Source organism: Polyangium fumosum, assembly GCF_005144585.1.
Classification (GTDB): Bacteria; Myxococcota_A; Polyangia; order Polyangiales; family Polyangiaceae; genus Polyangium; species Polyangium fumosum.
In genome coordinates this window covers 16320-42478 of record NZ_SSMQ01000088.1, presented here as the reverse complement: position 1 = coordinate 42478, position 26159 = coordinate 16320, and the positions used below count along the sequence as shown (strand labels likewise).

The following is a 26159-nucleotide window of genomic DNA, read 5'->3' as shown; positions in this document are numbered from 1 at the left end:
CGCCGCGCGCGTTTTGTGGGGACAACCGAGAGGAGCACGTCCGTGGGCGACGATCGGAACGACGAGGGAGCCTTCGCCCCGGGCATGCACCACGACGACGCGCTGCCTGACCTCGATCCTGAGCCGCGATCCATCGCGCCTCCGAGTAGCATCCCGCTCTCGCCGGGCACCGTTGTCGCTGACAAGTTCGCGCTCCAGCGGGTGATCGCCTCGGGTGGTATGGGCACGGTGTTCGAGGCGTGGGACACGCTCATCGAGCGCAAGGTTGCGCTCAAGCTCATGCACCCGCACTACACCACCGATCCCTCGATGGTGGCCCGCTTCCGCCGCGAGGCGCAGGCTGCGGCGCGCGTGCAGCACCCGAACATCGTGAACGTGCTCGAGGTTGGCCGCCGCCGTGACGGCGCGTTTTACCTCGTGCAGGAGCTGCTCGTCGGACAGACCTTGCGTGAGCACCTCGACGCGCGCGGGCCACTCGAGCCTGACGAGGCGCTTGCGATCCTCGTGCCTGTGATGAGCGGCATCGCCGCTGCGCACGCGTCCGGCATCATCCACCGGGATCTCAAGCCCGAGAACGTCATCCTCGCGCGCTCGCCTTCGGGCGAGATCATCCCGAAGATCATCGACTTTGGCCTCGCCAAGCTCCATGAGCCGGGCAAGCAGAGCCTCACGCGCCTCGGCATGCTCCTCGGCACGCCGCAGTACATGGCCCCTGAGCAGGTCCTCGCCGAGAAGATCGACACGCGCGCCGACGTGTGGGCGATGGGCGTCGTCACGTTCGAGATGCTCTCGGGCGTGCAGCCCTTCGGGGCGGATGGCCTCGCCAGGCTGCTCGCGAAGATCGTCTCGTCGGATCCGCCGCCCTCGCTCGACTTCGTCGCGCCCAAGGCGGCTTGGCCCTTCGCGCCTGCCGTCGCACGTGCGCTTGCGCGTGACCTCAAGGAGCGCTTCGCTACGATCCTCGATTTCCGCGACGCGCTCTGCGAGGCCCATGGCGGCACGCGCTTGCTCGTCGGGCATGCGGCGCCGAATCCGGGCCAGTTCGTGGGGCCGGGGCTCGCTGACGTCGTCCCGATCGAGGACCCGGTGCTCGACGCGCCGGTGCACGACCTGCCGGACGGCTTCGGCGCTCCTCTGCCCGAGGACGGCGGTGGGTACGTCCGGGTCAACCGCCCTCCGCCTCCGCTGCCGCCGCGCCCCGGCGCGCTTTTGCAGCGGCCGCGCGTGCCTGTCTTGACCCCGCTGCCGGCTTCGCGGACCGAGTGGGGCGGCTCCGAGAGCCACGGCCACACGGACGAGGAGGACCCCGTCAAGCTCGCCGAGGAGGCGCTCGACGTGAATGCCCTCGACGATGCGATCCGCTGGGCGCAGATCGCGCTTGAAATCCCCGGCGAGAGCGAGGACGTCCGCGGCAAGGCCTGGCTCGTGCTCACCATCGCGCAGCGCTGGCTCGGCCAGTACGGCGAGGCCGCGCGGGCGGCCCAGGAGGCGATGGCTCGCATGCCGCGCGGCTCGAACGGCTGGCATGCCGCGTTTGGACACCTCGTCATCGCGTACGGCTACCTCGGCCGCAAGGATCGGCTGCTCGCGCGCGTGGACGAGCTCGTCCAGCTCGAGGAGGAGGAGGGCGTCACGACCGAGGCGCACCTCGTGAGCGCGTGCCGGCTCGCGATCTTCGTCATTCGCGCGGGCGTCCCGCAGCTCGGCCGCAAGCTCGCGCGGGATGCCCACAGCCGCGTCGCGCGGGCGGGCGTCGTGGGCCCCTTCCTCCGGGCTTGGCTTGCTGCGGCCCGCGCCGAGATCGCCATCTTCGAGGGGGATCCGGCCGCGTACTTGCGCCGCGTCGAGGCTGCCGTGGATGGCTTCACCGAGGCGAGTGACATCCGCAACGCCTGCGTGCAGCGGACGAACGTCGGGCTCGCGTACATGCACCTCGGCGCCTACGATCGCGCTTGCTTCGGCCTGCGGCGGGCCGTCGCGGTGGCCGAGCCCATGCAGCTCGATTTCTTGCCGTTCGCCCAGGGCGCGCTCGGGTATTGCCTCGCGCACCTCGGACGGGACGCCGAGGGGCTGCCGATCATCGAGGCGGCCCTTCAGACGTCGCGCCAGCGAAACGATCGGCGCCGCGAGGCGGGGCTGCTCGTCTACGCGGCGCGGATCCGGGCGATGCAGGGCGATCACGGCGGCGCGGTGACGCTCGCGCGCACGGCGGCGGAGGAGGCCGAGGATCTGCCGCCCAAGCGGGCTTATGCGCTCGCGGTGCTGGCGGACGCGCTCCTCGCCGAGGGCCACGCGCTCGCCGCCCTGGCGCCCGCGAGCGAGGCGGCGAGCCACCTCGACCGGATCGGCGGCATCGAGGAAGGGGACGCTTTGACGCGCCTCGTGCAGGCGCTCGCCATGCACGCGACCGGCCAGGAGCCTGAGGCCAGGCGCCGCCTCGGCGAGGCGCGGCGGCGCCTCTTGGAGAAGGCCGACAAGATTGGCGATCGGCGCTTCCGGCGCAGCTTCCTCGAACAGGTGCCGGATCATCGGCGCCTGCTCGAAACCGCGTCGCAATGGCTTGGTCCGGCGTGAGGGGCACTTTGGCGTAGCGACCGCCACGGAGACACCCCCCTTGCCAGCTTGTCAGAGCGCGCTTCGGGCGGGTCGACATTTTGACCGGGAATAAAGCGTCTCCCCCTGCGAAACACGGGGAAATGGCGATGGTCTGCGCTGGCCCGGAGCTTGCGATGGACGTCTGGCATGAGCCGAGAAGCCCTTGCCAGAGAGGTCGAGAAGGATTCGCGTGGTGGTCGAACCGTGCTCGTGATCGGCGGCAGCGGGGGGATGTCGGACAGGTACCGTGACGTCGCCGAGAAGCACGGGTTTGCCCTTCGTCACTACGAGACGCGCGTGCCGAAAGGGGTGCGTCGCGACGTGGGGAAGGTCGCGCTCGTCATCATCATGGTGACGATGGTCTCGCATGCGCTCCGGGATCAGGTGCACAACCTCGGGATCAGCGACGCGCCGGTGGTGTACCTGCGGAGCGCGTCCGTCTCGGCGTTACGAGGCGCGCTCGAACAGTGGGAGGCGTGATAGGCTCCGCCCTCGAGCATGAGCACGAAACGGAACCCGTACGAAGAATTGCCCCGCACGAAGGCGAATTTCGCCCCGCTTTCGCCTGTCACGTTCCTGGAGCGCGCGGCGGCGGTGTACCCGGATCGCGTCGCCGTCGTGCACGGCCGCATCCGTTTGACCTGGTCCGAGGCGTACGAGCGCGCGCGGCGGCTCGCGTCGGCGCTCACGCGGCGCGGGATCGGCGTGGGGGACACGGTGGCCGTGCTCCTGCCGAACATCCCGGCCATGCTCGACGCCCATTTCGGCGTCCCGATGACGGGCGCGGTGCTGAACACCTTGAACACGCGCCTCGACGCGGCGACGATCGCGTTCATGTTCGATCACGCGGAGGCGAAGGTCCTCCTCGTCGATCGTGAGTTCTCGGGGACGGCGCGGCAGGCGCTCGCGCTCGCGCAATCGAAGCCGCTCCTCGTCGACGTGGACGATCCGATGTACGAGGGGCCGGGCGAGCGTCTCGGCGCGCTCGAATACGAGGCTTTCCTCGCGGAGGGGGATCCCGCGTTCACGGCACGCGTGCCGGAGGACGAGTGGGAGGCGATCTCGCTCAACTACACCTCGGGGACGACGGGGGATCCCAAGGGCGTCGTGTATCACCACCGCGGCGCGTACCTGAATGCCATCGGCAACATGGTCACGTGGAGCATGCCGAAGCACGCGACGTACCTCTGGACGCTCCCCATGTTCCACTGCAATGGCTGGTGTTTCACCTGGACCATGGCGGCGAACGCCGGGACGAACGTGTGCCTGCGCAAGGTCGACGCGCGCCACGTCTTCGAGGCGATCCGCGAGCACGGGGTGACGCATTATTGCGGCGCGCCGATCGTGCACGCCATGCTGGTGAACGCCGATCCCGCGCTCCGGGAGGGGATCCGGCACCGCGTGCACGCCATGGTGGCCGCGGCGGCGCCGCCGGCGGCGATGATCGAGGGCATGGAGCGGATGGGCTTCGATCTCACGCACGTCTATGGTTTGACCGAGACCTACGGGCCCGCGGCCGTCTGCGAGAAGCACGAGGCCTGGGCGGAGCTCGACATCAGCCATCGCACGGAACGCATGGGCCGCCAGGGCGTGCGGTACCTCGTCGAGGAGGGGCTCACCGTGATGGATTCCGAAACGATGGAGCCCGTGCCCGCCAATGCGGACGTGATGGGCGAGGTCGTGTTCCGCGGGAACATCGTCATGAAGGGGTACCTGAAGAACCCGCGCGCCACCGAGGAGGCGTTCCGGGGCGGCTGGTTCCATTCGGGGGATCTCGCCGTCCTCCAGCCGGACGGGTACGTGAAGATCAAGGATCGATCGAAGGACATCATCATCTCGGGCGGGGAAAACATCTCCTCGCTGGAGGTGGAGGACACGCTGTATCGCCACCCCGCCGTGCTCGCCGCGGCCGTCGTGGCCGCGCCGGATCCGAAATGGGGGGAGACCCCGCTCGCGTTTGTTGAGACGAAGGAAGGCGCCGCGATCACCGAGGCGGATCTCATCACGTTTTGCCGGACCCACCTCGCCCATTTCAAGGCGCCGCGCAAAATTGTCTTCGGCCCGCTCCCCAAGACCTCGACGGGCAAGATCCAGAAATTCTTGCTGCGCGAGCGCGCGCGTTCGACGGACGCGATCGAGTGAAAGATGGCACGACCATGCGTGCGACGCCCAACCTGCTCAAACCCTGTAGCAGCGCTCCCAATCCCTGAGGTGTTCCGCTACCGTCCACCCTGCCGCGCTCCACCTAGCAGCCGATACCCGCGCCTGTTTGCAAATCCTAACTTGACAATCTGGTCGACGAGATCCCGTCTTCCGACGTTGCGATCGACAGAGAGCCCCATTTGGCGCGCCACGGAATGGAGCATCGATACAGAGAACTCTCGCTCGTCGAGGAGCCGCTGTTGAATTTCATCCGTGCTCAGATCCTGCAGGTTGGCCACAACGGTTTGGATGTCCTCGCGCTTCCGTGGAAGGGAAGGTGCCTTCGTCTGGGGGAGTCCTAGCGAAGCTGCGACATCTGGCCGAGCCTTCATTGAATCAAGAAATTGCTCCAGGGCATCCGCGGCATTGCCGACGCGCCGGCGTTCCTCCTCGCTCGGAAGCGCACGGAGCCTGTTGCGGATGTTTTGAAGGGCCTCGATCATTGCGTCCAGTGCAGCTAACGCCTGTTCGCGATCTGCATCGGAAAATTGCGCTCCAGAGAAAGAACGAGCTATTGCGATGGTTTGCTCGATCCAGTGCTCCGGCTTCTTGACGGTCATGGGAACCTCGCGAGAAACTCATCGCCGATCTTGCGGTATTGATCAGCTACACGTTTGGCGTTGGCATCATCGATTAAGAACACCGGCAAAGCGCGCTCTGATGCCTCTCCGTACCCGATTCCCTCGGTTGTGTACTCCTCGAATACGTTCGGACCATAGTCGCCCTTGATCTCGGCCATCTTTCGGACGTGGGCTTTTGTGATCTTGGTTCCTCCGAGTCGAACTCTCACGAAGATAATGCCGCCGAGATCGGGTCCCTTGAGCTCGCCGCCTGAGATGGCGGAGGCATAAGTGAGTAGGTTGTTGAGTTTCTTGATGCGGTCGTAAAGAATCTCAAGTCCAATCGTCGAGAGGTGGTCCGGTAACGCGGTTACAATGTAGGCCTCGCTTACGGCGAGGGCGTTCTGCGTGACGAGATAAAGATTGGGCGGACAGTCAATAAGTATATAATCGTATTCATCAGCGACTTCTTGAAGCGCATTGCTCAGGATGGCTCGCTTGGTGATGTGTTGCGTCGCTGCGTCCTCCAAGCGAGTGAAACCGGTACTGCTGGCCTGGAGGTCTAGATCAATACTAAGTAGCTCAACGTCGGACGGCACGAGGTCAAGGCCGGGCACCACAGGTTTTCCCGCCTTCTCGATTGGCTTAGACCATACGATGTCTCGAATATTGAATGGCTTGTCGTCTAGATGGGCTCGGTACAATGAAGCGATGGTGCCGGTGTTGTCCCGAAAGTCTTGCCATCGTTCGGGTGTCGCACAGAGGAATGTCAGATTTGTCTGTGGATCGACATCCACAAGTAGAACCTTCTTCCCGTGGTTTAGCGCCAGCCAAGTACCAATATGATATGTGGTCGTCGTTTTGCCGACGCCACCTTTGTAGTTGATTATTGAGAAAATTCGCGCCATGCTTTTCACCTTCTACTCTCTGAACGCTACCGCGACGTCCTTCCGTTCGCAACCCACTCGCGCGGGCGAACTATACCGGATCGGGGCTCCTTCCGATCTTCTGTACCACGCTTGCGAGGGCTGGCCTAGCACGCATCGCCCCTGGCATCAGCCAACCCCATCCGGCGCTCGTGACCTCAAGGCCTTGGAGTGTGTTCGTGTGCCAAGCACAGGGGCGGGCCGATGTGCGCAGGCGTCGCAGGAGGCCCAAGTGTACCGGTCCGACGCGGAGGGAGGGTCCTGTGGCGGGAAACCGAGCCTCATGCGCCCGATTGCTCTTTCGCTACTGCAAGAATGCCCCGGAGCGTTGCTTCCGATACGTTGCGTCCGGTAACGACATTCACAACCTTCGGCCGCGCCACACCGGTCCGCGCGAGATCGATCTTCCCGGCGAGCAGCGCGGCCGCGCCCACGGCGGCCGATCCCTCGACGACGAGGCGCTCCTCGCGCAGGAAATGGCGCATCGCCTCGGCGACCTCGGCCTCCGTGACGAGGACCATGTCGTCGAGGAAGCGCTGGCAGAGGTCGAACGTGATCGAGCCGGCCTCGATATTGCCCGACAAACCGTCCGCGAGGCTCGGCAGCTCCGCGGCCTCGGTGATGCGGCCCGCGGCGAGGCTTTTGTGCATGGCGGGCGAGGCCTCGCTTTGTACGCCGATGACACGGGTGCGAGGCGCGATCGATTTCACGTAGAGCGCGATGCCCGCGGCGAGCCCGCCGCCGCCGACCGGGACGAGGACGAGATCCACGTCGGGGAGATCGGCGAGGATCTCGATCCCGACCGTGCCCGCGCCGGCGATGACGTCGGCGTCGTTGTAAGGCGAGACGAACGTGAGCCCCCGCTCGGCCTCGATGCGCCGGCCGTCGGCCTCCGCGACGTCGTAGTTGCCCACGGAGACGATGAGCTCGACGGGATACCGCCAGAGCGATTCGAGCTTGGCCGGAGAAACCGTGCGGGGCACGACGAGCGTCGCGCGCGCGGCGAGCGCGGCGGCGGCGTGCGCGACGCCGAGGCCGTGATTGCCTGCGGATGCGGCCACGAACCCGCGCCGAAAGACCTCCTGCTCCTCGTCGCGCAGTCGCAGGAGCTTGTTCGCCGCGCCGCGCACCTTGAACGATCCGGTGGGCTGGGAGAGCTCGAGCTTGTGGAAGACGTCGGCCGGGATCGTGGCCGAGAGCGGCAGGCTCGGATCGAGCGGCGTGGTTCGAATGAGGCCGCTCAGGGCGAGCCTCTTCGCCGCGGCGAGCACGTGCCGCGGCGAGACGGAGGGGAGGGGAGCGCTCATGGTAAAAATGGTTTGTCAGGGGGTGGTGACGCCGAAGGGGCCGGGGGCGGGGCCCATCTCGAAGCGGAGGGTGCCGCCCTGGGCGAGGTCGCCGTGGAGGATTTCGGGTTGGTCGAGGGCCTTTCCGTTCCAGGTGACGGCCTGCACGTAGATGTTCTCGGCCGAGACGGCGGGGGCCTCGATGACGATCGTGCCGGCCTTCACGGCGATCTCCATGCGGGGGAAGAAGGGCGCGCCGAGGATGTACCGATCGGTGCCGGGGATCGGGTAGAAGCCGGCGGCGGTGAAGAGGTACCAAGAGGAGAGGGTGCCGCCGTCGTCGTTGCCGGCGAGGCCGCCGGGTTGATCGGTGTAATGGGCGCGCGCCACCCAGCGGACGTATTTCTGCGTGAGGTCCGCGCGGCCGACCTGCGCGAAGCCGTAGGCCGCGTGGATGTCCGGCTCGTTTCCGTGCCAGTAGGCATTGCGCGGCGCCGCCGACGCGAAGTTGTCCTCGATGGGGCGCTCTTCGAGGTCGGCGACGGATTCTTCGAAGAAGCGCTGGAGCTTCTCCACGAACGGCGCTTGCCCGCCGAGCAGCTCGGCGATCCCGGGGATGTCGTGCTGCGCCCACAGGCTGTGCCAGCCGTTCGCCTCGGCGTAATGGTCCGAGATGGAGTACGGGTTGTACGGGCTCTCGACGAAGGTCCCGCCCTCGTCCTTGGCGCGGAGGAAGCCCGTCACGGGGTCGAAGAGGTTTCTGTGGTTGTTCGCGCGCTCGGCGAACATGGCCGCGTCGTCCGCCTTGCCGAGCGCCTTCGCGAGGAGGCCGAGCGCGAGGTCGTCGTGCGCGTATTCGAGCGTGTGCGAGACCGAGCGGCCGACGCTCGACGGCACGTAGCCGTACTCCATGTACGGCACGACGTCCCCGCGCCCGCCACGCCCGCCGGGCGGCTCGACCGAATCCACCGCGGCCCGCCGCGCGATGGTATAGGCGCCCTCGGCGTCGAAATCCGTGACGCCCTTGAGGTAGCTGTCGGCGAGCACCACGTCGGCGCTGGCCCCGATCATCGTGCCCGCCTCCCCGGTGGCGATGGGCCACTTCGGGAAGAAGCCGGAGATCTCGGCCATCGCGTGCAGCGATCGGACGGTGTCGCGCGCGGCCTCGGGCGCGACGAGCGAATACAAGGGGGTCACCGTGCGGTAGGTGTCCCACAGCGATTGGTCGGTCAGGAAGGAAAAACCTTCCGCGGTGCGCTCCTCGCCGCCGTAGAGGTACTTTCCGTCGACGTCGCTCGACGCGGTGGGCATGAGGAACGCGCGGTAGAGCGACGAATAAAAAATACGCCGCTCGGTCTCGGTGCCGCCCCAGAGCTTCATCCGGCCGAGGAGGTCTCCCCAGGCCGCGGCCGTCTTCGCCCGCGTGCCGTCGAAATCCCAGTCCGGGATCTCGGCTTCGAGGTTTTTCGTGGCGTTCTCCAGCGAGACGAACGAGAGCCCGACCTTCAATTCGACGGCCCCGTCCGCGCCGAGGTCGAACGAGAGCGCGAAGCCGACCTTCGTGCCGCTGCCCGACGTCCCCTCCGCGGGCGCGTCGCCGTTCGACCAGACCTCGGCCGCTTTCCACGGCGCGCGCGTCCGGGCGTCGAAGAAGACGTCATACCCCCCGAACCCGCCCGACATCCCGCCCACGTGGTGCAGTTTGCCCCGGATACGTCGCGCCTCGGGCTCGAGCGTGAACTCGGCCTGCGTGACCTCGCCCCCGCTCAGGTGATGGTCGAGATCAAAGACGACGTGCCCTTCCTTCGTGCCCGCGGGATAGCCGTGGCGGTGGTGCGCCGCGTGCCGCGTCGCCGTGAGCTCGCTGCGGATCGTGCCCCGATCGAGGGTGACCGCGTAATACCCGGGCGAGGCCGTCTCCGTCGCCTTGTCGAAGTGGGATTCGTAGCCGGGCGCCAAGAAGCGCGACGCCTCGAAGGCGTCGATCGGCATCACCCCGAGGACGCCGTAATCGGTCGCGCCCGTGCCGTGCAGGTGTAGGTGCGAAAACGCCCGGACCTGGTCGTCGCCGGCCCAGTAACCGGAATAATGCAAAAAATTGATGGTATCGTAGGGGCCTCGGGTATCGGGGCCGACCTTCGCGAGCCCGAACGGCGCCGCCGCGCCCGGGAAGGCGCTCCCATTCGCGAAGCCGAACCCGCCGCTGCCGACGCGCGGATCGGCGTAGATCAGCGGATCCTCGACGCGCGTGGGCTGCGCCGTGGGGACCTCCTGTGGATCGAGGGTGCACGCCGTTCCGCCGAGGACGTGCGTCACGCCGAGCAAGAGGAGGGGCGCGAGGGGGCGATCGAGGCGAGGGCGCATACGCGATGCGAACACGAAGGAGCCGGGGGCGTCAACCCGAGCCTTGCGACGACGCGCGAGATCCCTTAGCGTGGATTCCGCGCTCGGCATGAAGGACCTCATCGGCGGCCGATATCGGATCGAACGCAGGCTCGGCGCTGGCGGAATGGGCGCCGTCTACGAGGCCACCGATTCGCAAGGCGGCGCGCGGGTCGCGGTGAAGGTCGTGACCGCGGAGGTCGCGCGGAACGAGCTCTTGCTCTCGCGCTTCGAACGCGAGGTGCGCGCGGCGCGGGCCCTCGACACGCCCCACGTGGTGCGCGCGATCGACGCCGGGCGCGACGGCGACGAGGGCCTGCCCTTCCTCGTGATGGAGGTGCTCGAAGGCGAGGACGTGCGGGCCGTCTTCAAGCGCCTCGGGCCGGTCCACCCCGATCTCGCGGTGCGGATCGTGGCCCAGGCCTGTCGCGGGCTCGAGGTCGCGCACGCGCAGGGCATCGTGCACCGCGACGTGAAGCCGGCGAACCTGTTCCTCACCCGCGGCCCGCAGCCCGGCGAGCGCACGGTCAAGATCCTGGATTTCGGCATCGCGAAGCTCGCCCCCGATCCGGAGAGCATGGCGCAGGCCGGTGAACTGACGAGCTTGACGCAGACCGGCAGCATGCTCGGCTCGCCGCTTTACATGGCGCCGGAGCAGGCGCGCGGGCACAAGCACATCGACGGCCGCGCGGATCTGTGGTCGCTCGGCGTGGTGCTCTACCAGGCCCTCACGGGCGTGACGCCGCACCGGGACAGCGGCGCGCTCGGCGATCTGATCATCGCGATCTGCACGGAGCCGGCCGAGCGCGTGGAGCGGCTCGCGCCGTGGGTGCCGCCCGCGGTGGCGGCGGTCGTGCATCGCGCCCTCGATCTAGATCCGAGCGCGCGTTTCCAGAGCGCCGCCGAGATGCACGCGGCGCTCGTCGCGCTGCTGCCGCCGGGCGAGGCGAACGCCGGGATCCACGAGCGAATGCTGGTGCCGCTGCCCGAGCCCGAGCGCGCGCGCCTCTCGGCCCTGCCGCGCCCGCCGAGCGGGCCGCAGACGTTCTCCGAGACGCCTTCCCGTGGGGGAGCTCCGCCCGGACCCACCGAGCTTCGCTCCCAAGCGCCCGGGGCCCCGGCTGCAAGCGGCCCGTACGCGATGGTGGATCCCCCGACGACGCGCTGGTCGGGCGCGGCGCTCGGCATCTCGGCCGAGACGCCCGCGGCCATGCAGATCGGCGCGCCTTCGTCGGCGTTCGCGGCGGTCACGCAAGCGACGCCGCCGAAGCGCCGCTCGGGCGCGCTGCCCTTCGTCGTCATGGCGGCGCTCGCGCTCGTCGTGGGCGGGAGCGTCGCGTTCGTGGGGCTGCGGGCGCCGGAGGGGGCCGGACAGACCCCCGCCGGACAAACCAATCCGGGACAAACGGCGCCCGGGATGACGCCCACGAATACGCCGGTCGTGGAGCCTCCGGCGACGACGGCGCCGGCGCGCGCGTCGGCCGAGGCCGAGGTGCCGGCCGCGCCGAGCGCCGCGCCGGTCGCCGCGAGCGCGAGTGGCTCCGCCCGAGGCCTCGCGCCCTGGCCCCGCGCCTCGTCGCGCGGATCCGCCGCGCCGAAGCCCACGGGCAAGAGCGACATTTACCTGGGTCGGTGACGTGTGTCCCTGATGAGGTCTTCTCGTGTCCTCGGCCCCGTTCTCGCCGCCGCGCTCGTGTTCCTTGGCGCGCCGCGCGCCTCGGCCGACGGGCTCGCGGACGAGGCCGAGCTCCATTTCCAGCTCGGCGCCGCCGATTACCAGAAGGGCGAGTACACGAGCGCGCTCGAGCATTTTTTGCTGTCGAACCGGCTCGTCCCGAACCGGCGCGTGGTATTCAACATCGCGCGTTCGTTCGAGCAGCTCCGGCAATGGCCCGACGCGCACCGTTATTACGTCGACGCCCTCGCCGGGGAGACGGAGCCTGCGGCGATCGAGGCCTCGAAATCGGCCATCACGCGCCTCGCGCCGAACGTGGCGGTCCTCGACGTCGTGACGGATCCGCCCGGCGCCACGATTTACATCGATCGAAAGGACCTCGGCTCGCGGGGCCGCGCGCCGCGCCCGCTCGCGGTGAACGAGGGCAAATACCGCGTGATCGCGGAGTTTCCGGGCTACGAGCCCAGGGCGAGCGAGGAGGTCGTGGCCAAGCGCGGGAGCGAGACCCGCGTCTCGCTCTCGCTCACGCGGATCGTCGGCAAGGTGAAGGTGACGGTGACGGGCGCGGCGCGCGCGGCGGTGCGGGTCGACCAGGAGTCGGGGGAGCCCGCGTGCATCGCCCCCTGCGAGCTCGCGCTGTCGCCCGGCAAACACGAGCTTTACGCGACGACCGAGGGCGCGTCCGCGCCGGCGCGTACCGTGAATGTGGTGGCGCGCGAGACGACCGAAGTGAACGTGACGCTGCGGCCGCCGGTGGGGACCGTCGTCGTGGGGACGACGGAGCCGGGCGCGCTCGTGAGCATCGACGGGCGCGCGGCGGGCTTTTCTCCTGCGGTGCTCAGCGACGTGCCCGCGGGCGCGCGGAAGGTGCGCGTGAGTTTGCCCGGGCACGCGCCCGTGGTGCGCGACATCGTGGTGCGGCAGGGCGAGCAGGTGGATCTCGGCACGCTCGACCTCGTCCCGCTGCGCGAGGTGACGGCGGCGTCGCGGTTCGCCGAGCGGATCGAGGACGCGCCGAGCTCGGTCACGGTGATCGATCGGCGCGAGCTTGCGGCGTTCGGGTACCCGACGATCGCGGAGGCGCTGCGCGGCGTGCGCGGCATCGCGATGGCGAACGATCGGGCGTACGCGTCGGCCTCGATCCGCGCGATTGGCCAGCCAAACGATTATGGTAGCCGCGTGCTCGTGCTCTCGGACGGGCAGGCGCTCAATGACAACCTCCTGAACAGCTCGTACATCGGCTCCGACGGGCGGGGCGATTTGCACGACGTGGACCGCATCGAGATCGTGCGCGGCCCGGGATCGCTGCTGTACGGCGCCGGCGCGTTCTCGGGCATCGTGAACCTCGTGACGCGCTCGCGCGAGGAGCCCACGGGCGTGCACGTGGGGGTCGGGAGCTACGACGGCGCGGTCCTGCGCGGGCGCGGCGGGTTTCACCTGCGGAAGGGGCAAGACAAGGGGATCTGGGCGAGCGGGTGGGGCGCGCAATCGGACGGTTTTGATCTGGAGGTGCCGATCACCGGCCAAACGGAGCCGCTCCGGGTGCGCGGGGTCGAGGCCTTCCAGGCGGGCGGCACGGCCGGGCGCGCCTACTGGGGCCCGGCCACGTTGCAATGGCTCGTGCACCACCGGACACAGGCGACGCCGGTGGGCGCGTACGCGACGCAAGCCGGCAATCCCCGGACGGCGTTCGCGGATACCCGCATGATGGTGGAGGCGCGCTTCGAGCCGCGCCTGACGCAATCGTTGCAATTGCTCGTGCGCGCGCACGCGAACCGCTACACGTACGACGGGGTGTATGCGTTCGACGGGGAGCTCGACAACATCGAGTCCTTCGCGGGGACGTGGATGGGCGGCGAGGCGCGGCTCGTGTATTCGCCGGGGCCGCGGCTCCGCGTCACGGTGGGCGGCGAGGGGCAATGGCACCCGGAGGCGACGCTCCAGGGCCGCGAAGACGTCAATCGCGTCACCACGGAGCGTTACCTCGACGAACGGCGGCCGTACCAGTTCGCCGCGGGATATGCGCTCGCGGAGGGCGCGCCGCTTCCGTGGCTCCGGCTCTCCGGCGGCCTGCGCATCGACGTGTACAGCACGTTCGGCGCGGTCTTCGTGCCGCGGGCGGCGATCATCACGCGGCCCGTGCAAGGCGGCACGCTCAAGCTGATGGGCGGCCGCGCGTTCCGGGCGCCGAGCATTTACGAGCAGCTCTACAACGACAACGGCCAATCCCAGGAGAAACCCCTCCAAGCGCTCGACGCCGAGAAGATCTGGTCGGGCGAGGTCGAATACACGCAACGGTTCCTCGACGATTGGGCGGCGCTCGTGGCCGTGCACGGCAGCCACATCGACGGGCTCATCTTCACGAAGCCGATCCCGGGCAGGCCCACGGTGGCCTACGCGAACAGCGAGACGGGCATGCTCGTGCTCGGCGCAGACGCCGAGATCCGGCGCGAATGGCGCAAAGGATGGATGCTCGCCGCGACGTACGGGTATCAACGCGCGACGTACCTCGACGACACGCTCGCCGATCCGCGGGTGCGAAACGTGCCGGAGCACCTGGCGGGTTTTCGCGGGGTGATCCCGGTGTTGCCCTCGATCGCGTCGCTCGGAGTCCGCATGACGCTGGAGGCGCCGCGTTTGCTCGTGGACGGGAGTTCGACGGGGACCCAGGTCGTGGCGGATTTGACGGTGTCGGGCGAGGTGAAGTCGTACGGGCTCCGGTACGTCGTGGGGCTTTACAACCTCGCCGACCGCCGCGTGCTCGCGCCGGTGACGGACACATTCCGGAGCCGGACGATGCCCCAGAATGGGCGGACGTTCCTGGTCGACCTCGTCGGGACGTATTGATCAAGTCCGCGCGTCGAGCAGGACCTTGCCGAACGAGACGTTCGACGCGACGTAGCGGTGCGCCTCGGCCGCCTCCGCGAGCGGAAACACGCGATCGACGACGGGCCGCACGATGCCCCGCGAGAGCCACGGTCCCAGTGTGCGATCGAGCAGCTTCGCCGCCTCGATTTTCTCCTCGATCGGCCGCGACCGGAGCACCGTGCCGATGACCTCCAGCCGCTTTTGCAAGATCACGCCGAGCGGGACCTGCGCGCTCGCCCCCGCCGTCAGGCCCACGAGCACGATGCGGGCCCTTTTCGCAGCCGCGGCGATCGTCTCCGGGACGTAGGCGCCGCCCACGAGGTCGAGCACGACATCCACGCCGGCCCCGCCCGTCCGCGCGAGGACCTCGGCCGCGAACACGCCACCCGGCGCGACGATCCCCTCGTCGAGGCCAAGCTCGCGGCATCGATCGAGTTTGTCCGCGGTGCGGCTCGTGCCGATCACGAAGCAGCCGAGCGCGTGGGCGATCTGCACGCCCGCCGTGCCGACGCCGCTGCCCGCCGCATGCACGAGGACCCGCTCGCCGGCCACGAGGCGGCCACGCACGACGAGCGCGTCGAGCGCGGTGAGAAACGCCTCGGGCACGGCCGCGGCGTCCGCGTCGGAGAGGTTCGCGGGCGCAGGGACGACCTCGCGCTCGTGCGCGACGAGGCGGTCGGCATACGCGCCGCCCGCGACGATGCCATAGACGCGCTCGCCGCCCGCATACCGCGTGACGCCGGGGCCGACGGCGTCGACGGTGCCGACATATTCGAGGCCGGGGATGTCGGCAGGGACGCCGGGCGGGGCAGGGTAGAAGCCGGCGCGCTGGAGGAGGTCGGCGCGGTTGACGCCGGCGAGGTGGACGCGGACGCGGACGTGGCCGAAGGGCGGCTCGGGATCGGGCAGGTCGCGGAGCTCGAGGACCTCGGGTCCCCCGGGAGAGCGAATGACGACGGCACGCATGCCGGGCGTGTAAGCGGCCCGGGGCGGGGACGCAAGCCGCGTGGTGGCTCGATCAGGGAGGATCCTTGACCGTGACGGTGACGAAGTTGTCGTTCGACACGGCCCAGACCTCGATGCGGCCCGGGGCTTCGCCGGTCGCAGGATCAAAATTGAGCGGGCCGGACGTGCCGGCGAGGTTGATGCTCCCGCCCGCGGAGAGCGTGCTTTTTCCCTTGGGCCAGGCGGTCGAGGTGATGTCGACGAGATCGCCCATGGCCAGGCGCCCCATGCCCTCGGCCACCTGCCGGCCGTCGTAGTCCGTCCCATCGCGCGAGGCCCAGATGACCCCGTACGCGCCGACGTACGTGGCGTCGTACGCCTGCGCGGTGAACGAGAAGTTGGCCGGATCCGTCTGGAACTGCGACTTCATGTTCGCGCGGAAGGTCTCGTAAATCTGCCCCGACGGGCTCGCGGGCGCAGTGCCCTGCGAGCCCGCGATCATCTGCTTCACCTCGGCAGCCAGGTTCGGATCGAGCAACTTCGTCGCATCCTTGGCGCCGTCGGTGAAGAAGAACTTCCGCCCCGCGACCGGCTTGCCCACCATCGCCTTCAAGATCTCGACGGTTTGTCCCGCTTGAACCGTGATCACGAGGACGCCAGCGGGGTTGTACGTGTCGACGTCGGCGGCGAGCGTGGCGAGCGCCCCGGCGTCGGCGAGCTTCGCCTCCTCGATGGGGAAGAGCTGGGATTTGTCGAGCCCATACGCCTCCCGGAAGACGGTGGCGAGGCCCTGGCCGTAGGCGTCGCTGACGTAGACGACGGCGACGTTGCCGCCGGCGACGACCGGATCGAGCTCGATGACGTCGTCCGCCATGACGACGCCCTGGCGCGTGTCGCTGGGGCACGTGCGCCAGAAGAGGCCCGGCTCGCCCGCCGCGAGGCGATCGTCGGCATCCGTGAGCGCCGGGCTCGTCGCCGAGGGCGAGATGATCACCGTGGGATACCCCTTCTCCTTGAGGCGCGCGATGAGGCGGAGCGAGTCCGACGAGGAGAGGGGCCCAACGATGTACGGGACGCCGAGCGTGCCCGCGAGGTAGTCGAGCGCAGCCTGGTTCAGCTCGTCGCGCGCCGCGCCCGTCGCGGTGTTGTTCTCGCCGCCGTTGTCGCAGACGACGACAGCCATGCGCTGGCCACGGTTGAGTTTGTCGCTCGCATTGATCTCCCGCACAGCGACGCGCACAGACTGCGTGAGGACCTCGTCCTTCGTCTCGCCAATCGAGAAGATGCTACCGATGACGAGCGGCGCATCCGGGCCAGCGAGGGGCCGGTCCGGCAGGTCCGCCGGCTCGAAGATCGTGCTGCACTGCGGGTGCTTCGGGAACGCCGAGACGCAGACGCCGTCGACACACGCGCCGCCGCCCCCAATCCTGCGGCAATCATGGCCCGTGGAGCACGCAGGAGGATCGGTGCAGTACCCCTCGACGCAGGTGCTATTCGGCCCGATCGCGAGGACACACTCATCATTGCTCGTGCAGTCATCCTGCGTGACGTTGCCGAGCGAGCACGCGCCCGAGGCAACAAGGGTCCCGCCGGTCACAAGCAAACCAAGAAGGATTCCGGTTCCCCGGAGAAGTCGTGCAAGCATGGCAGACCCCAAGCGTACGACCCTTGAAGGTCGCCGAGAAGCCCGACGAAGAGGCCAGGTCTCCTCACGGGCCGCCCGCGCCGGGGGCGCCGCCCCGGACCCCGCGGGGGGCTGTCCGCCCCCTCGACCCCGGACCAGCGAGGCGCTGGACCCAGGGTTGAAAACCTGCGCGGTGCGCAGTTTTTCAAACAGGCCGACGAAGAAGCCGGGTTGCCAGCAGAACCAACAGCGCGGCTGTCTTGGTTGGCAACGCCGCTGCTGGTCTTGACCGGGCCTGTTCGATGAACTGCGCATCGCGCAGTTCATCGAGCTTGGGTCCAGCCCCTGGCTGGTCCGGGTGCAGGGGCGGACAGCCCCTGCTGGGGCCTGGGGCAACGCCCCAGCTCCGCGCCTAATGCAGGACGGCGTCTTCGCCCTCGTGGAGCTCGATGGCGGCGGCGCCGGGCAGGCGGCGCAGGGCGATGATCTCGCCGGGGGCGCAGCCGAGGGCCACGTCGGGGGAGCTTGATGTCAGGATCCACTGCACGCGTGGCAGGGCGCGGCGGAGGCGTGGGATGAGGGTGCGCAGGCGATGGGCGGGCTGCTCGATCTCGACGTCGTCGATGAGCACGACGCCTTCGGATTCGCGGGGATCGCGGTCGGGGAAGGCGGCGGCGAGCGAGCGCACGGCGTGCGTGCCGAAGGCGACGAGGTGGCGCAGGCTCCGGGGGAGGTCGTCGAACTCGAGCAGACGGTCGTCGGCGTCGCGGAAGAGGGGCTCGAGGCGCACGGGATCGACGCCGACGAAGGTGCAGCCGTCTTCTTCGAGCAGGGCGCCGAGGACCCCGACGAGGGCGGTCTCCAGCCGGGCTGCGGTGACCGGTGCGCTTTCCGTCTTGCGGGACAGGGCGGCTGTGATGCAGGCGAAGGAGAGGACTTGCTTCGTCTCGCGGGCGATGTCGGTGCGGCTCGCGTCGTCGAAGCTCGTGGAGGCGCGCACGTCGTAGCGGAGCAGGGTGCGCTCGGGCGTCGTCAGGAGCACGGGCGTGCGGGAGAACCAGCGGGCGCCCGAGAGGGAGACCAGGACGAAGCCTCGCTCGGCGGCGCGGCGATCGAAGAGGGCTTGCTCGCGACGGCGGAGCAGGGCTTCGTCGTCGCGCTCGTCGAGGCGCGCGTTTGGGCTTGCGACGCAGAGCGTGTGGGGCCGGGCGGGGTCGTCGTCGCCGAGCAGCCACTCGGCCACGACGAAGGGGGGCACGTCGGGGCGTGGGTCGTGCGGGAGGTCGGCGCGCAGGGCGCTGGAGGGTGATCCGGCGCTGCGCGTGTGGACGATTTGCGCGACGGCGTGGCCTGGGCGGGTCGTGGCGATGGCGGAGAGCACCGCGGTCTTGCCTACGCCTTCGCCGCCGAAGATCACGCAGAGGCGCCGGGGAGAGCCATCCGGGTCGCAGAGGGGCAGCGTGATGTCGCCGAAGGGGCCGAGGCCGACGAGGCGGATGCGAGCAAGGAGCACGGTGGCGTCGGTTGTACCACAAGGGCGCGGCCGAGGCGCGGCGCGCGCAGGCTTCCATGCGGGACATCCGTGCGTGTGCGCGACGGATCGCGGCGTGGGTCAGAAGTGGCCGAATGCGGAGGCGCCGACGCCGGACGGGCCGATCCACGGGACGAACCCCGTGGAGGGCGCGGGCGCGCCTTTTTTCGGGGCTGTCACGATGCCGAAGATGGCTGCGCCGATCCCGGCCGCGCCGACGACGCTGCCGGCCACGGTGAGCCCGAGCGAGCGGTTCCACTTCGCCTGCAGGGCTTGTGCTTGCGCGGGCGTGTAGGTGTCGTTGCAGGCGTTGTTTGGACAATCGCGGCTGACGGTCTCCTGCGCGTCGCTGAAGCTGAGCCCGAAGCCCACGGCCACGCCGGCCCCGACGAGCCCGACGCCGCCTGCGATCCACGTCCACACCGGGATCTGCCGGCCGCCTTCGCCTTCGGAGAGGGCCTCGTCCGGCGTGCCGAACGGATTCACCACGTCTTCGCCGCCCGCGGCGGGGCGCAACGTGATGTCGACGGTGCGGGTTTGTCCGATCGTCATCTGCACTTTTTCGGCGCGCTGGCCGAAGCCGGCGGCCGAGACGATGACGGTGTGCTCGCCCGGGTTGACCTTGTAGGGCAACGAGACGGCTGCTTGCGGGATGGTCTCGGCGTCGACCTTCACGGTGATCTCGGCGCCGGAGGGCGGGCCGCTCACGTTGATCACGAGCGAGGGGATCTTCGGCTCGAGGCTCTGCGCGAGGGCTTCGGCCTCGGTCATGGCCGTGGCGAAGGCGGCGTTGCCGGCGGTGTTGTCGAAGCGCGTCACTTCGAGGGCGACCTCGCGCGCTTCGACGAGGTGGCCCATGGCCTCGTGCACCCGCGCGAGATCGAGCCCGGTCGAGGGCACGCCCATGATCGCGTGCGCGCCCTGGCAATCCTTGAGCGCTTCGGCGAGCTTGTTCGCGCCGAGCTTGGCGCGACAATCGACGAGGAGCTGCCGCGCCGTCTGCTTGGCGGCGGCCGAAGGCTGCTTTCCCTGGGCCTCTGCTGCCCCGGAGAGCGAGAGGCCGAGCGCGACGATCGTCGCGGTGGCACCGAGTCGAGCTTGCGTTTGGCGCATGGCAGCGTGGTTCAGAAGCCGATCGTGTCTTTGCTGCCGCCCTTGGGCGGCTTGGTCGCGGCCTTCGCGGTCGTCGCGGGCGGAGGTGGAGTCGTCGCGGCAGGGGGCTGCGTCGTCTTGCGGGTCGTGGGTTTGTCCTCGGCCGTCGTCGTGGGTGAGCTGGGCGCGGCGGGCTCGGCGAGCGCGCTCGCGCTCGGCGGAGGCGCCGGGGCCACGACGGGCGTGGGGGACGGGGATGGGGCGGGGGAGGGCGCGAGCGTCGCGACCGTGGTCGAGGGTTCGCCGGGCGCGGCGGACACGGACGCGGCCTCGTTGCTGCGGCGAGCGGCGAGGAAGATGCCGAGCCCGGCGAGGACGAGCACGGCCACGCTTGCCGCGATGATCGCGGACTTCTTGCCGCTGGCCGCGCGCGCGGCCGTGGTCGACGTCCCGATGAGCGTCTGCGGCGCGCTCGCGGGCCCCTGCGGCGCGTTGTGCGGCGGCGTGTACGGCGAGGAGGCGTAACCGCTCGGGGAGTTCGGGGCCGGCGTCGTGGCCATGCGCCCGCCCGAGAACGGCGCGGGCGTCGGATCGGCGTGCGAGGGGAACGGCGCGCGGGCGAAGCTGCCGGTCACCGCGTAGGGCGACGGCGCGCCGAGGATGGCTTGTTCGAGCGCCTCGGCCATCTCCTTCGCGGAGCCGAAGCGCTCGGCGGGATCCCGGCGCAGCATCCGCTGGAACCAGGCGTCGACGGCCGGCGGCACGTCGGGCCGGAGCGCGCTCGGGAGGTGGAAGACGCCCGTGTGCACGGCGACCCCGAGCGAGCCGACGGTCTCGCCGTGGAAAGGCACGCGGCCCGTGATCGCGTGGTACGCGACGACCGCGATCGACCAGAGATCCGAGCGGTGATCGACGCGCCGCGCGCTGAGGAGCTGCTCGGGGCTCATGTAGAGCGGCGTGCCCATCATCGAGCCCGTGGTCGTGGCGCCGAGCGCGCCGTCCGGGCCCATCTTGGCGATGCCGAAGTCGAGCAGCTTGACGAAGGTCTCGCCGTCGATGTTGCAGAGGAAGATGTTGTCCGGCTTGATGTCGCGGTGGACGATGTTGAGGGCGTGCGCGCGGGCGAGCGCCTTCGAGGCCTGCGACACGACGAGCGCCACGTCCCGGAGCGGCAGGGGACCTTCGCGGCGGATGCGGCGCTTCAGGTCCTCGCCTTCGAGCAGCTCCATCACGATGTACGGCGTGCCGTCGGCGGTGAAGCCGTGATCGAAGACCTGCGCGACGTGCGGGCTCTTGATCTGCGCCGCGGCCATCGCCTCCGTGCGGAACCGCTGCACGAGCGATTGGTTCTCGACGTAGGCCGGCGACATGAACTTCACGGCGACCTGGGTCCCGAGCGCGAGGTGGTCGGCGGCCCACACGCTGCCCATGCCACCTTTTCCGAGGAGGCCCTGGAGCCGAAGCGTCGGCGTGATTTGCTGGCCAGCCTGCATCCGCCCGAGCCTTTCCGCACGATCCGCCCCCGGCCCAACCGGAGGGCGGCTCGCTCGGAAGGTACACGATTTCGGATCGGGATCGTAGCTTCCTGCCAGATTCCAACGGTCCTGCGAGGCCTTGCTTCTAGCGGCCTCTTTCGCTCACGGGGCGAAGCGGACCGGGTTCGCCCTCGGCCAGGGTTTCCTGTTCGCGCTCCTGCGTGAGGCCACGGCTCGACGAGAGTTTGGTCTCGCCGTGAGGGTTCTCGGCGCGGACGACCGAGTCCGCATGGGCACGCTCGGGCCGTGCCTCGCTGAGCGGCTTCAAGCTGCCGGGGCGGCCGGTGGCGAGGGTGGTTCCTTTGCCTCGCTCGGGCTCGGCGGGCCGGCGGAGGTGGACGGGCGGCGAGGGGAGGGGCTCGCGCGGGGCGAGGAGATCGCCGAGCGCAGGCCCGAGGTGGCGAAGCAAGCGGAGGCGCGTGGTCTCGGGAAGCGCGTCGCCGAGGACGCCGAGGACGAGCCGGGTGTGCTCGATGGCGAAGCCGAGGAGCGTGCCCTCGCGATCGGCGACGCGGCGGTAGAGCGCGTCCTCGGAGAGGCTCCCGAAGTGCGGGCCGTCGAGGATCCAGGCGTCGAGCGGCGCAGGGAGCGCATGCGCGAGCGCGCGGGCCTCATCGGGCACGAGCGTCTCGGCGAACGCCCGAAGGACCGCCTCGGAGACCGTGCGCGCGCTCGACGTTTCTCCGAGCCCACCACGCCACGCGACCTCGTCCAGGAAGGTTGATTCATCCATGCCCGCGCCTCCCGCGCCCCGAGGGGCATGCGAGGCCCGCGCCACGCGCCGCGTGCATCGAAGAGGAGCCCGCGCTTGCGTCGCGAAGCGATCGGTGCGTCTTTGCGATTCATGGCGGAACTCCTCCCCAAGCCCGCGTCAGGCGGCCCGCGGTGCATCTTCGTCGCAGATCCCCGCTCCGGCCTGCGCGCCATCGTGGCCCTCGACGACACGACGCTCGGGCCCGCCGTGGGCGGCGTACGGACGATGCGGTACCCCTCGGCCGACGCCGCGCTCGCCGACGTGCGCGCGCTCGCGCGGGCCATGACGCGGAAGTGCTCGCTCGCCGGGCTCGACGCGGGCGGCGGGAAAGCGGTCGTCTTGCTCGGCGACGGGGTCGATCGGAAGGCCGCATTCGCGCGGCTCGGGCAAGTGGTCGAGGAGCTCGGCGGCATGTTCCGCACGGCCGGTGATCTCGGGACGACGGCCGCCGATCTCGCCGTGATGGCCGAGCACACGCAGTACGTGCACACGGACGAGCGAGGCCTCGCAGCCGCCGTGGCGCGTGGGCTTCTCCGATGCATCGAGGCATGCGCAGCCGTGCGAGGCGTGCCCGTGGAAGGGCTCTCGGTGGCCGTGCAAGGCGCAGGTGCGATCGGCGCGCGCGCAGCCGCAGCGCTCGCCGACGCAGGCGCGCGGATCGTCCTCGCCGACGTGGACACGCGCCGCGCCGAGGAGGTCGCTCGCGGGATCCCCGGCGCACGCGTGACATCGGCAGAACGCATCCTCGTCGAGGACGTCGACATCGTCGCGCCCTGCGCCGTGGGCGGCGTCATCACGGCCGAGGTCGTCCCGTCGATGCGCGCATGGGCCGTGTGCGGCGCGGCGAACAACGCGCTCGCATCACCCGAGATCGCGAACCAGCTCGCGGCGCGCGGCATCCTCCACGTGCCGGATCCAATCGCCTCGGCAGGCGCAGTCATCGACGGGATCGGCCTCTCCGTGATGGACCTGCCCGACCGCACACCTCTCATCGATCGGCTTGGCGACACGGCGCGGCTCGTGCTCGACGAGGCAAAGGCGACCGGGCGGACCCCGATGGACGTGGCCGAGGCGCGGGCGCTCGCGCGGATCGCGGCGGCGCGGCGTTAGCTCAGAACCACTGCACCACGAACTCCGCGAGGGCGATCGTCGCCCCGACGGCCAGGCTCACGCGCGACAGTCGCGGTACCACGCCGGGTCGTGCCCAGAAGGGCGGCGGGGCTGGGATCGCCTTGAAGTCCTCGCTCCAGAGCACGCGGCTCACCTGCGGCGCGCTGCGGTAGTTTGCCTCGACGGCTTGCGACGGCATCTCGCGTGAGGCGCGCACCGTCACGAGCATCGCGGGCGAGCCGGGCACGCGCTGGGCTGCTTCGAGGGACGCGCGTGCTCGGTCCGAGAAGGCGAGCGACGCGACGGTGGCCTCGGGCGTGTCCTCCTCGATCTGCACGCCTTCTTCCGTGATCGCGCGGACCCGCGCGCGGACCAGACCTTCCTCGCGTGCGCCTGACATGATCTCTGCGAGGGGCACGGTTGCCGGCTGCGCTTCCGCGGATTGCGCGGGCATCCGCCGCGACACGAGCCGCGCGGCGACGAGCTGCAGGGCGAGCCAGAGCAGCGCGACGAACGCGCTTTCTCCGGCGTTCACGTAGGCGATCGTGCGCGCGCCGAGCCCGTTCACGCCGGCGAACGTGTAGAGCCCGAGCCCGTTGATCAGCGCGATGGCGGCCGTGCCGGCGGCGTTCAGCCCGAGCCCGAGCAGAATGCCCACGGCGTTGATCCCGATTGCGATGGGCCCGACGGCCACGCTTGCGCCGATGGCCACCACGCCGACCGCGACGTTGCCGATCGCGATGAAGCCGACCGCGACGTTGCCGAACGCGACGAGCCGAGGGCGTGCGTCCTGCAAAGGGCCCAGCCGCGGATCCCGGACCATCGGCAGAAAGGCTAAGCGACGAGGCGCGGGGCGGTCAACGCGGGCCTCCGGGGTCGCCCCGAGGAATCTGCAAAGCTCGAAATTTTCCGGGAACGGCGGTCGTCCGCCCAGGGGCCCCTGCGCATGGGCCGCGCACCCCCCCTGCGGATCCCCTGCCGCATGCGGAGCTCGTGCCGCACGCCTGCGTACCGTCCGACGCACCTCTGGCGGACGTCGGGGCTGCTCGAATCCGCCCTCGCCTGCGCGCGGGCCCCCCTGTTTGACCACCTTCTCGACCGAATCCTGGATCGCCCGCGTCACGAGCCGCGAAAAACCATTTGCGCGCGCCGCGTCATTTCGCGAAAAAATCGCCGTCGGGGTCGTTTGTCCGTGCTCGGTACGCCGTTTGCCCTTGGCGCCCAGCATGCCCGCCCGCGTGATCCTCCATCGATTCCTCACCTTGCCGTTTCTCGCGACGATCGCCCTCGCGTCGTCTGGTTGTGGCCTCTTTGATCTGCTCGAGCCCGAGACCACCCTCGCGGACCTCGACCCTTCTCGCGCGCGTGTCGAGGTGGAGCTCGGCGAGTCGCCGCGGGTCTCGCTCGCGCTCGTGGCCAAAGAGGGGACGTGCGAGGCGATCACGGACGACATCAAGGCCAAGGTGGATGATCGCAAGATGGACCTCTTCATCCGCGGCGGCGAGACGCCCACGAAAGACGGCTGGGTCTGCGGCGCGCCCACCTTCCGCAAGGCCCTCGCCGAGGAGAACCTCGGCAAGGACAAGACGCACTTCGAGGTCTCGGACGAGACGGCCCGCATCGCGCTCGACTTCGAGGACCTGCTCGCCACACGCACGATCACCACGAGCCACCCGGACAACAAGATCGACCCGGGCGTCGACCTCGCGCTCGCGTGGTCCGCGCCGGGCGACGAGCTCGACGAGGAGAACCTCGACGTCGTCTTCACCTACGACGACGAGACGCTCGAGCTGCCGGCCCCGCCGCAGGTGAGCCTCGTGGACAGGGAGATCGTCGTGCGGATCCCCCAGGGCTCGCCGGCGGGGACGGCGACGCTCCGCGTGGACGCGGAGGTCCGCGTGGACGCCACGTCCTGCGAGGGCACACCGAGCTGCGAGGCCACCGTGAAGGTCTCGCCCGAGGTCGCAGTCGAGGTGACGAGCGGGACGGTGCCCTGAAGCGAGCGCAGAGCGCTCCCCATGCGCGCCGCGGGGCAGTAGACTCGCGCCCCGATGGGTGATGTGTCGTTGACGGAGACGCCGGTCCTCGTGACCGGCGCGAGCGGGTTCATCGGAGGACGCCTGGCCGAGCGCCTCGCGGCCGAGGACAAGGCGAGCGTGATCGGCGCTGGGCGCTCCTTCCCGGACGAGGCAAAGCTTCGCGCCGCAGGCGTCACGATCCACCGGGCCGACGTGCGCGACGCCGGCGCGATGGCGCGGCTCTGCGAGGGCAAACGCGTCGTCTTTCACCTCGCGGCGTGGCTCGAGCGTGGCAAGGGCGGCGAGGCCGACGCGTACGCGGTCAACGTGGACGCGACGCGCGCGCTCGTGACGGCCGCGGCGCGCGCGGGCTGCGAGCGGTTCGTCCTCGTGAGCACCATCTCGGTGTACGGGCTCCCGGCGACGGATCACGTCGACGAGTCGGTCCCGATCGACGTCACGCAGGTCGATCTCTACGGCCGCACGAAGGCGCTCGGCGAGGAGGCGGCGCGCGAGGCCGCGGCGAAGGCGAACCTCGCGATCTCGATCGTGCGGCCGGCGATGGTGTACGGGCCGCGATCGGGCGGATGGACCGTGGGCATGCTCCGGCTCGTGCAGAAGGGCGTGCCCGTGATCTTCGGCGACGGCCAGGGCCACGCGTATCCCGTCTACGTGGACGACGTCGTCGACATGATACGCCTCGCCGCGACGCGGCCCGAGGCCGAGGGCGAGGCGTTCAACGCGAGCGACGCGGCCGTCACGTGGGAGCGCTTCTTCGGCTTCTACGGCGCGATGAGCGGCAAGCGCCCCCGCCGCGTGCCCATGCCCCTCGCATACCTCATCGCCCGCGCGAACGAACTCTTCAAGCTCGGCATCCCACTCACGGCAGATCGCCTCGAGCGCTACGTACGAAAACTCCAGTACCCAACGGCGAAGGCCGAGCGGCTGCTCGGCTGGCAGGTGCGCGTGCCGATCGACGAGGGCATGCAGCGGAGCGAGGCGTGGCTCCGCGAAACGGGGAAACTAGCGTAGCGCCGGGGTTTCACCCCGGACCCC

The 26159-nt window shown here is 69.8% G+C and carries 19 protein-coding genes; 8 read left to right on the top strand and 11 right to left on the bottom strand.

Features of this window, described 5'->3' with window-relative positions:
- Positions 1-42 precede the first annotated feature (42 nt).
- From E8A74_RS45770 to E8A74_RS45760, 3 genes are all read left to right on the top strand, one after another.
- A complete protein-coding gene (locus E8A74_RS45770; protein WP_136935483.1) occupies positions 43-2574 on the top strand; it encodes a serine/threonine-protein kinase in 2532 nt (843 codons plus the stop codon).
- Positions 2575-2742: 168 nt separating this feature from the next.
- Positions 2743-3075 (top strand): DUF2325 domain-containing protein, encoded by a 333-nt coding sequence (locus E8A74_RS45765; protein ID WP_136935482.1) that lies wholly within the window; start codon positions 2743-2745, stop codon positions 3073-3075.
- Positions 3076-3093: 18 nt separating this feature from the next.
- A complete protein-coding gene (locus E8A74_RS45760; protein ID WP_136935481.1) occupies positions 3094-4737 on the top strand; it encodes an acyl-CoA synthetase in 1644 nt (547 codons plus the stop codon).
- Positions 4738-4814: 77 nt separating this feature from the next.
- On the opposite strand, the gene E8A74_RS45755 is transcribed toward E8A74_RS45760, so the two are convergent.
- The 4 genes from E8A74_RS45755 to E8A74_RS45740 form a co-directional block, all read right to left on the bottom strand.
- A complete protein-coding gene (locus tag E8A74_RS45755; protein WP_136935480.1) occupies positions 4815-5357 on the bottom strand; it encodes a hypothetical protein in 543 nt (180 codons plus the stop codon).
- Positions 5354-6265, bottom strand: coding sequence for a ParA family protein (locus E8A74_RS45750; RefSeq protein WP_136935479.1), 912 nt, complete (start codon positions 6263-6265; stop codon positions 5354-5356). Before E8A74_RS45750 ends, E8A74_RS45755 begins: the two co-directional genes overlap by 4 nt.
- Before the next feature lie 299 nt (positions 6266-6564).
- Entirely contained in the window at positions 6565-7590 is a 1026-nt protein-coding gene (locus E8A74_RS45745) for a threonine ammonia-lyase (RefSeq protein ID WP_136935478.1), read from the bottom strand.
- Positions 7591-7605: 15 nt separating this feature from the next.
- The gene (locus E8A74_RS45740; protein ID WP_170229877.1) at positions 7606-9933 is read right to left on the bottom strand and encodes a GH92 family glycosyl hydrolase; all 2328 of its coding nucleotides are present in this window, start codon (positions 9931-9933) and stop codon (positions 7606-7608) included.
- Between the two features lie 70 nt (positions 9934-10003).
- On the opposite strand from E8A74_RS45740, the gene E8A74_RS55755 reads away from it, so the two are divergent.
- Positions 10004-11587, top strand: a complete 1584-nt coding sequence (locus E8A74_RS55755) for a serine/threonine-protein kinase (protein WP_136935476.1) — start codon at positions 10004-10006, stop codon at positions 11585-11587.
- A 12-nt stretch (positions 11588-11599) separates the two neighbouring features.
- Positions 11600-14473: a TonB-dependent receptor domain-containing protein gene (locus tag E8A74_RS45730; RefSeq protein WP_136935475.1), complete on the top strand. Its 2874-nt coding sequence runs from the start codon at positions 11600-11602 to the stop codon at positions 14471-14473.
- Here E8A74_RS45730 and E8A74_RS45725 read toward each other — a convergent pair whose 3' ends face one another.
- From E8A74_RS45725 to E8A74_RS45700, 6 genes are all read right to left on the bottom strand, one after another.
- Positions 14474-15460 carry an NAD(P)H-quinone oxidoreductase gene (locus tag E8A74_RS45725; protein ID WP_136935474.1) on the bottom strand — a complete coding sequence of 329 codons (987 nt, stop codon included), beginning with the start codon at positions 15458-15460 and terminating at the stop codon, positions 14474-14476.
- Positions 15461-15512: 52 nt separating this feature from the next.
- The gene (locus E8A74_RS45720) at positions 15513-17084 is read right to left on the bottom strand and encodes a type 1 periplasmic-binding domain-containing protein (RefSeq protein WP_170229876.1); all 1572 of its coding nucleotides are present in this window, start codon (positions 17082-17084) and stop codon (positions 15513-15515) included.
- A 391-nt stretch (positions 17085-17475) separates the two neighbouring features.
- The gene (locus tag E8A74_RS45715) at positions 17476-18576 is read right to left on the bottom strand and encodes a hypothetical protein (RefSeq protein ID WP_136935472.1); all 1101 of its coding nucleotides are present in this window, start codon (positions 18574-18576) and stop codon (positions 17476-17478) included.
- Between the two features lie 99 nt (positions 18577-18675).
- On the bottom strand, positions 18676-19707 hold the full coding sequence (locus E8A74_RS45710; protein ID WP_136935471.1) for a PEGA domain-containing protein: 1032 nt from the start codon (positions 19705-19707) through the stop codon (positions 18676-18678).
- Positions 19708-19718: 11 nt separating this feature from the next.
- Positions 19719-21179 carry a serine/threonine-protein kinase gene (locus tag E8A74_RS45705; protein ID WP_136935470.1) on the bottom strand — a complete coding sequence of 487 codons (1461 nt, stop codon included), beginning with the start codon at positions 21177-21179 and terminating at the stop codon, positions 19719-19721.
- A 127-nt stretch (positions 21180-21306) separates the two neighbouring features.
- A complete protein-coding gene (locus E8A74_RS45700; protein WP_136935469.1) occupies positions 21307-21954 on the bottom strand; it encodes a DUF2267 domain-containing protein in 648 nt (215 codons plus the stop codon).
- Between the two features lie 111 nt (positions 21955-22065).
- On the opposite strand from E8A74_RS45700, the gene E8A74_RS45695 reads away from it, so the two are divergent.
- On the top strand, positions 22066-23085 hold the full coding sequence (locus E8A74_RS45695; protein ID WP_170229875.1) for a Glu/Leu/Phe/Val dehydrogenase dimerization domain-containing protein: 1020 nt from the start codon (positions 22066-22068) through the stop codon (positions 23083-23085).
- A 1-nt stretch (position 23086) separates the two neighbouring features.
- On the opposite strand, the gene E8A74_RS45690 is transcribed toward E8A74_RS45695, so the two are convergent.
- Positions 23087-23881 (bottom strand): hypothetical protein, encoded by a 795-nt coding sequence (locus E8A74_RS45690; protein ID WP_136935467.1) that lies wholly within the window; start codon positions 23879-23881, stop codon positions 23087-23089.
- A gap of 430 nt (positions 23882-24311) precedes the next feature.
- On the opposite strand from E8A74_RS45690, the gene E8A74_RS45685 reads away from it, so the two are divergent.
- Positions 24312-25082, top strand: coding sequence for a hypothetical protein (locus tag E8A74_RS45685; RefSeq protein ID WP_136935466.1), 771 nt, complete (start codon positions 24312-24314; stop codon positions 25080-25082).
- A 54-nt stretch (positions 25083-25136) separates the two neighbouring features.
- Positions 25137-26135 (top strand): NAD-dependent epimerase/dehydratase family protein, encoded by a 999-nt coding sequence (locus E8A74_RS45680; RefSeq protein ID WP_136935465.1) that lies wholly within the window; start codon positions 25137-25139, stop codon positions 26133-26135.
- The last annotated feature ends 24 nt before the right edge of the window (positions 26136-26159 follow it).

Bases quoted from the DNA above. Each gene is read 5' to 3' on its own strand.
- E8A74_RS45765 (WP_136935482.1), top strand. From the start codon at position 2,743: ATGAGCCGAGAAGCCCTTGCCAGAGAGGTCGAGAAGGATTCGCGTGGT.
- E8A74_RS45760 (WP_136935481.1), top strand. From the start codon at position 3,094: ATGAGCACGAAACGGAACCCGTACGAAGAATTGCCCCGCACGAAGGCG.
- E8A74_RS45755 (WP_136935480.1), bottom strand. From the start codon at position 5,357: ATGACCGTCAAGAAGCCGGAGCACTGGATCGAGCAAACCATCGCAATA.
- E8A74_RS45750 (WP_136935479.1), bottom strand. From the start codon at position 6,265: ATGGCGCGAATTTTCTCAATAATCAACTACAAAGGTGGCGTCGGCAAA.
- E8A74_RS45745 (WP_136935478.1), bottom strand. From the start codon at position 7,590: ATGAGCGCTCCCCTCCCCTCCGTCTCGCCGCGGCACGTGCTCGCCGCG.
- E8A74_RS45740 (WP_170229877.1), bottom strand. From the start codon at position 9,933: ATGCGCCCTCGCCTCGATCGCCCCCTCGCGCCCCTCCTCTTGCTCGGC.
- E8A74_RS45730 (WP_136935475.1), top strand. From the start codon at position 11,600: ATGAGGTCTTCTCGTGTCCTCGGCCCCGTTCTCGCCGCCGCGCTCGTG.
- E8A74_RS45725 (WP_136935474.1), bottom strand. From the start codon at position 15,460: ATGCGTGCCGTCGTCATTCGCTCTCCCGGGGGACCCGAGGTCCTCGAG.
- E8A74_RS45720 (WP_170229876.1), bottom strand. From the start codon at position 17,084: ATGCTTGCACGACTTCTCCGGGGAACCGGAATCCTTCTTGGTTTGCTT.
- E8A74_RS45710 (WP_136935471.1), bottom strand. From the start codon at position 19,707: ATGCGCCAAACGCAAGCTCGACTCGGTGCCACCGCGACGATCGTCGCG.
- E8A74_RS45705 (WP_136935470.1), bottom strand. From the start codon at position 21,179: ATGCAGGCTGGCCAGCAAATCACGCCGACGCTTCGGCTCCAGGGCCTC.
- E8A74_RS45700 (WP_136935469.1), bottom strand. From the start codon at position 21,954: ATGGATGAATCAACCTTCCTGGACGAGGTCGCGTGGCGTGGTGGGCTC.
- E8A74_RS45695 (WP_170229875.1), top strand. From the start codon at position 22,066: ATGGCGGAACTCCTCCCCAAGCCCGCGTCAGGCGGCCCGCGGTGCATC.
- E8A74_RS45685 (WP_136935466.1), top strand. From the start codon at position 24,312: ATGCCCGCCCGCGTGATCCTCCATCGATTCCTCACCTTGCCGTTTCTC.
- E8A74_RS45680 (WP_136935465.1), top strand. From the start codon at position 25,137: ATGGGTGATGTGTCGTTGACGGAGACGCCGGTCCTCGTGACCGGCGCG.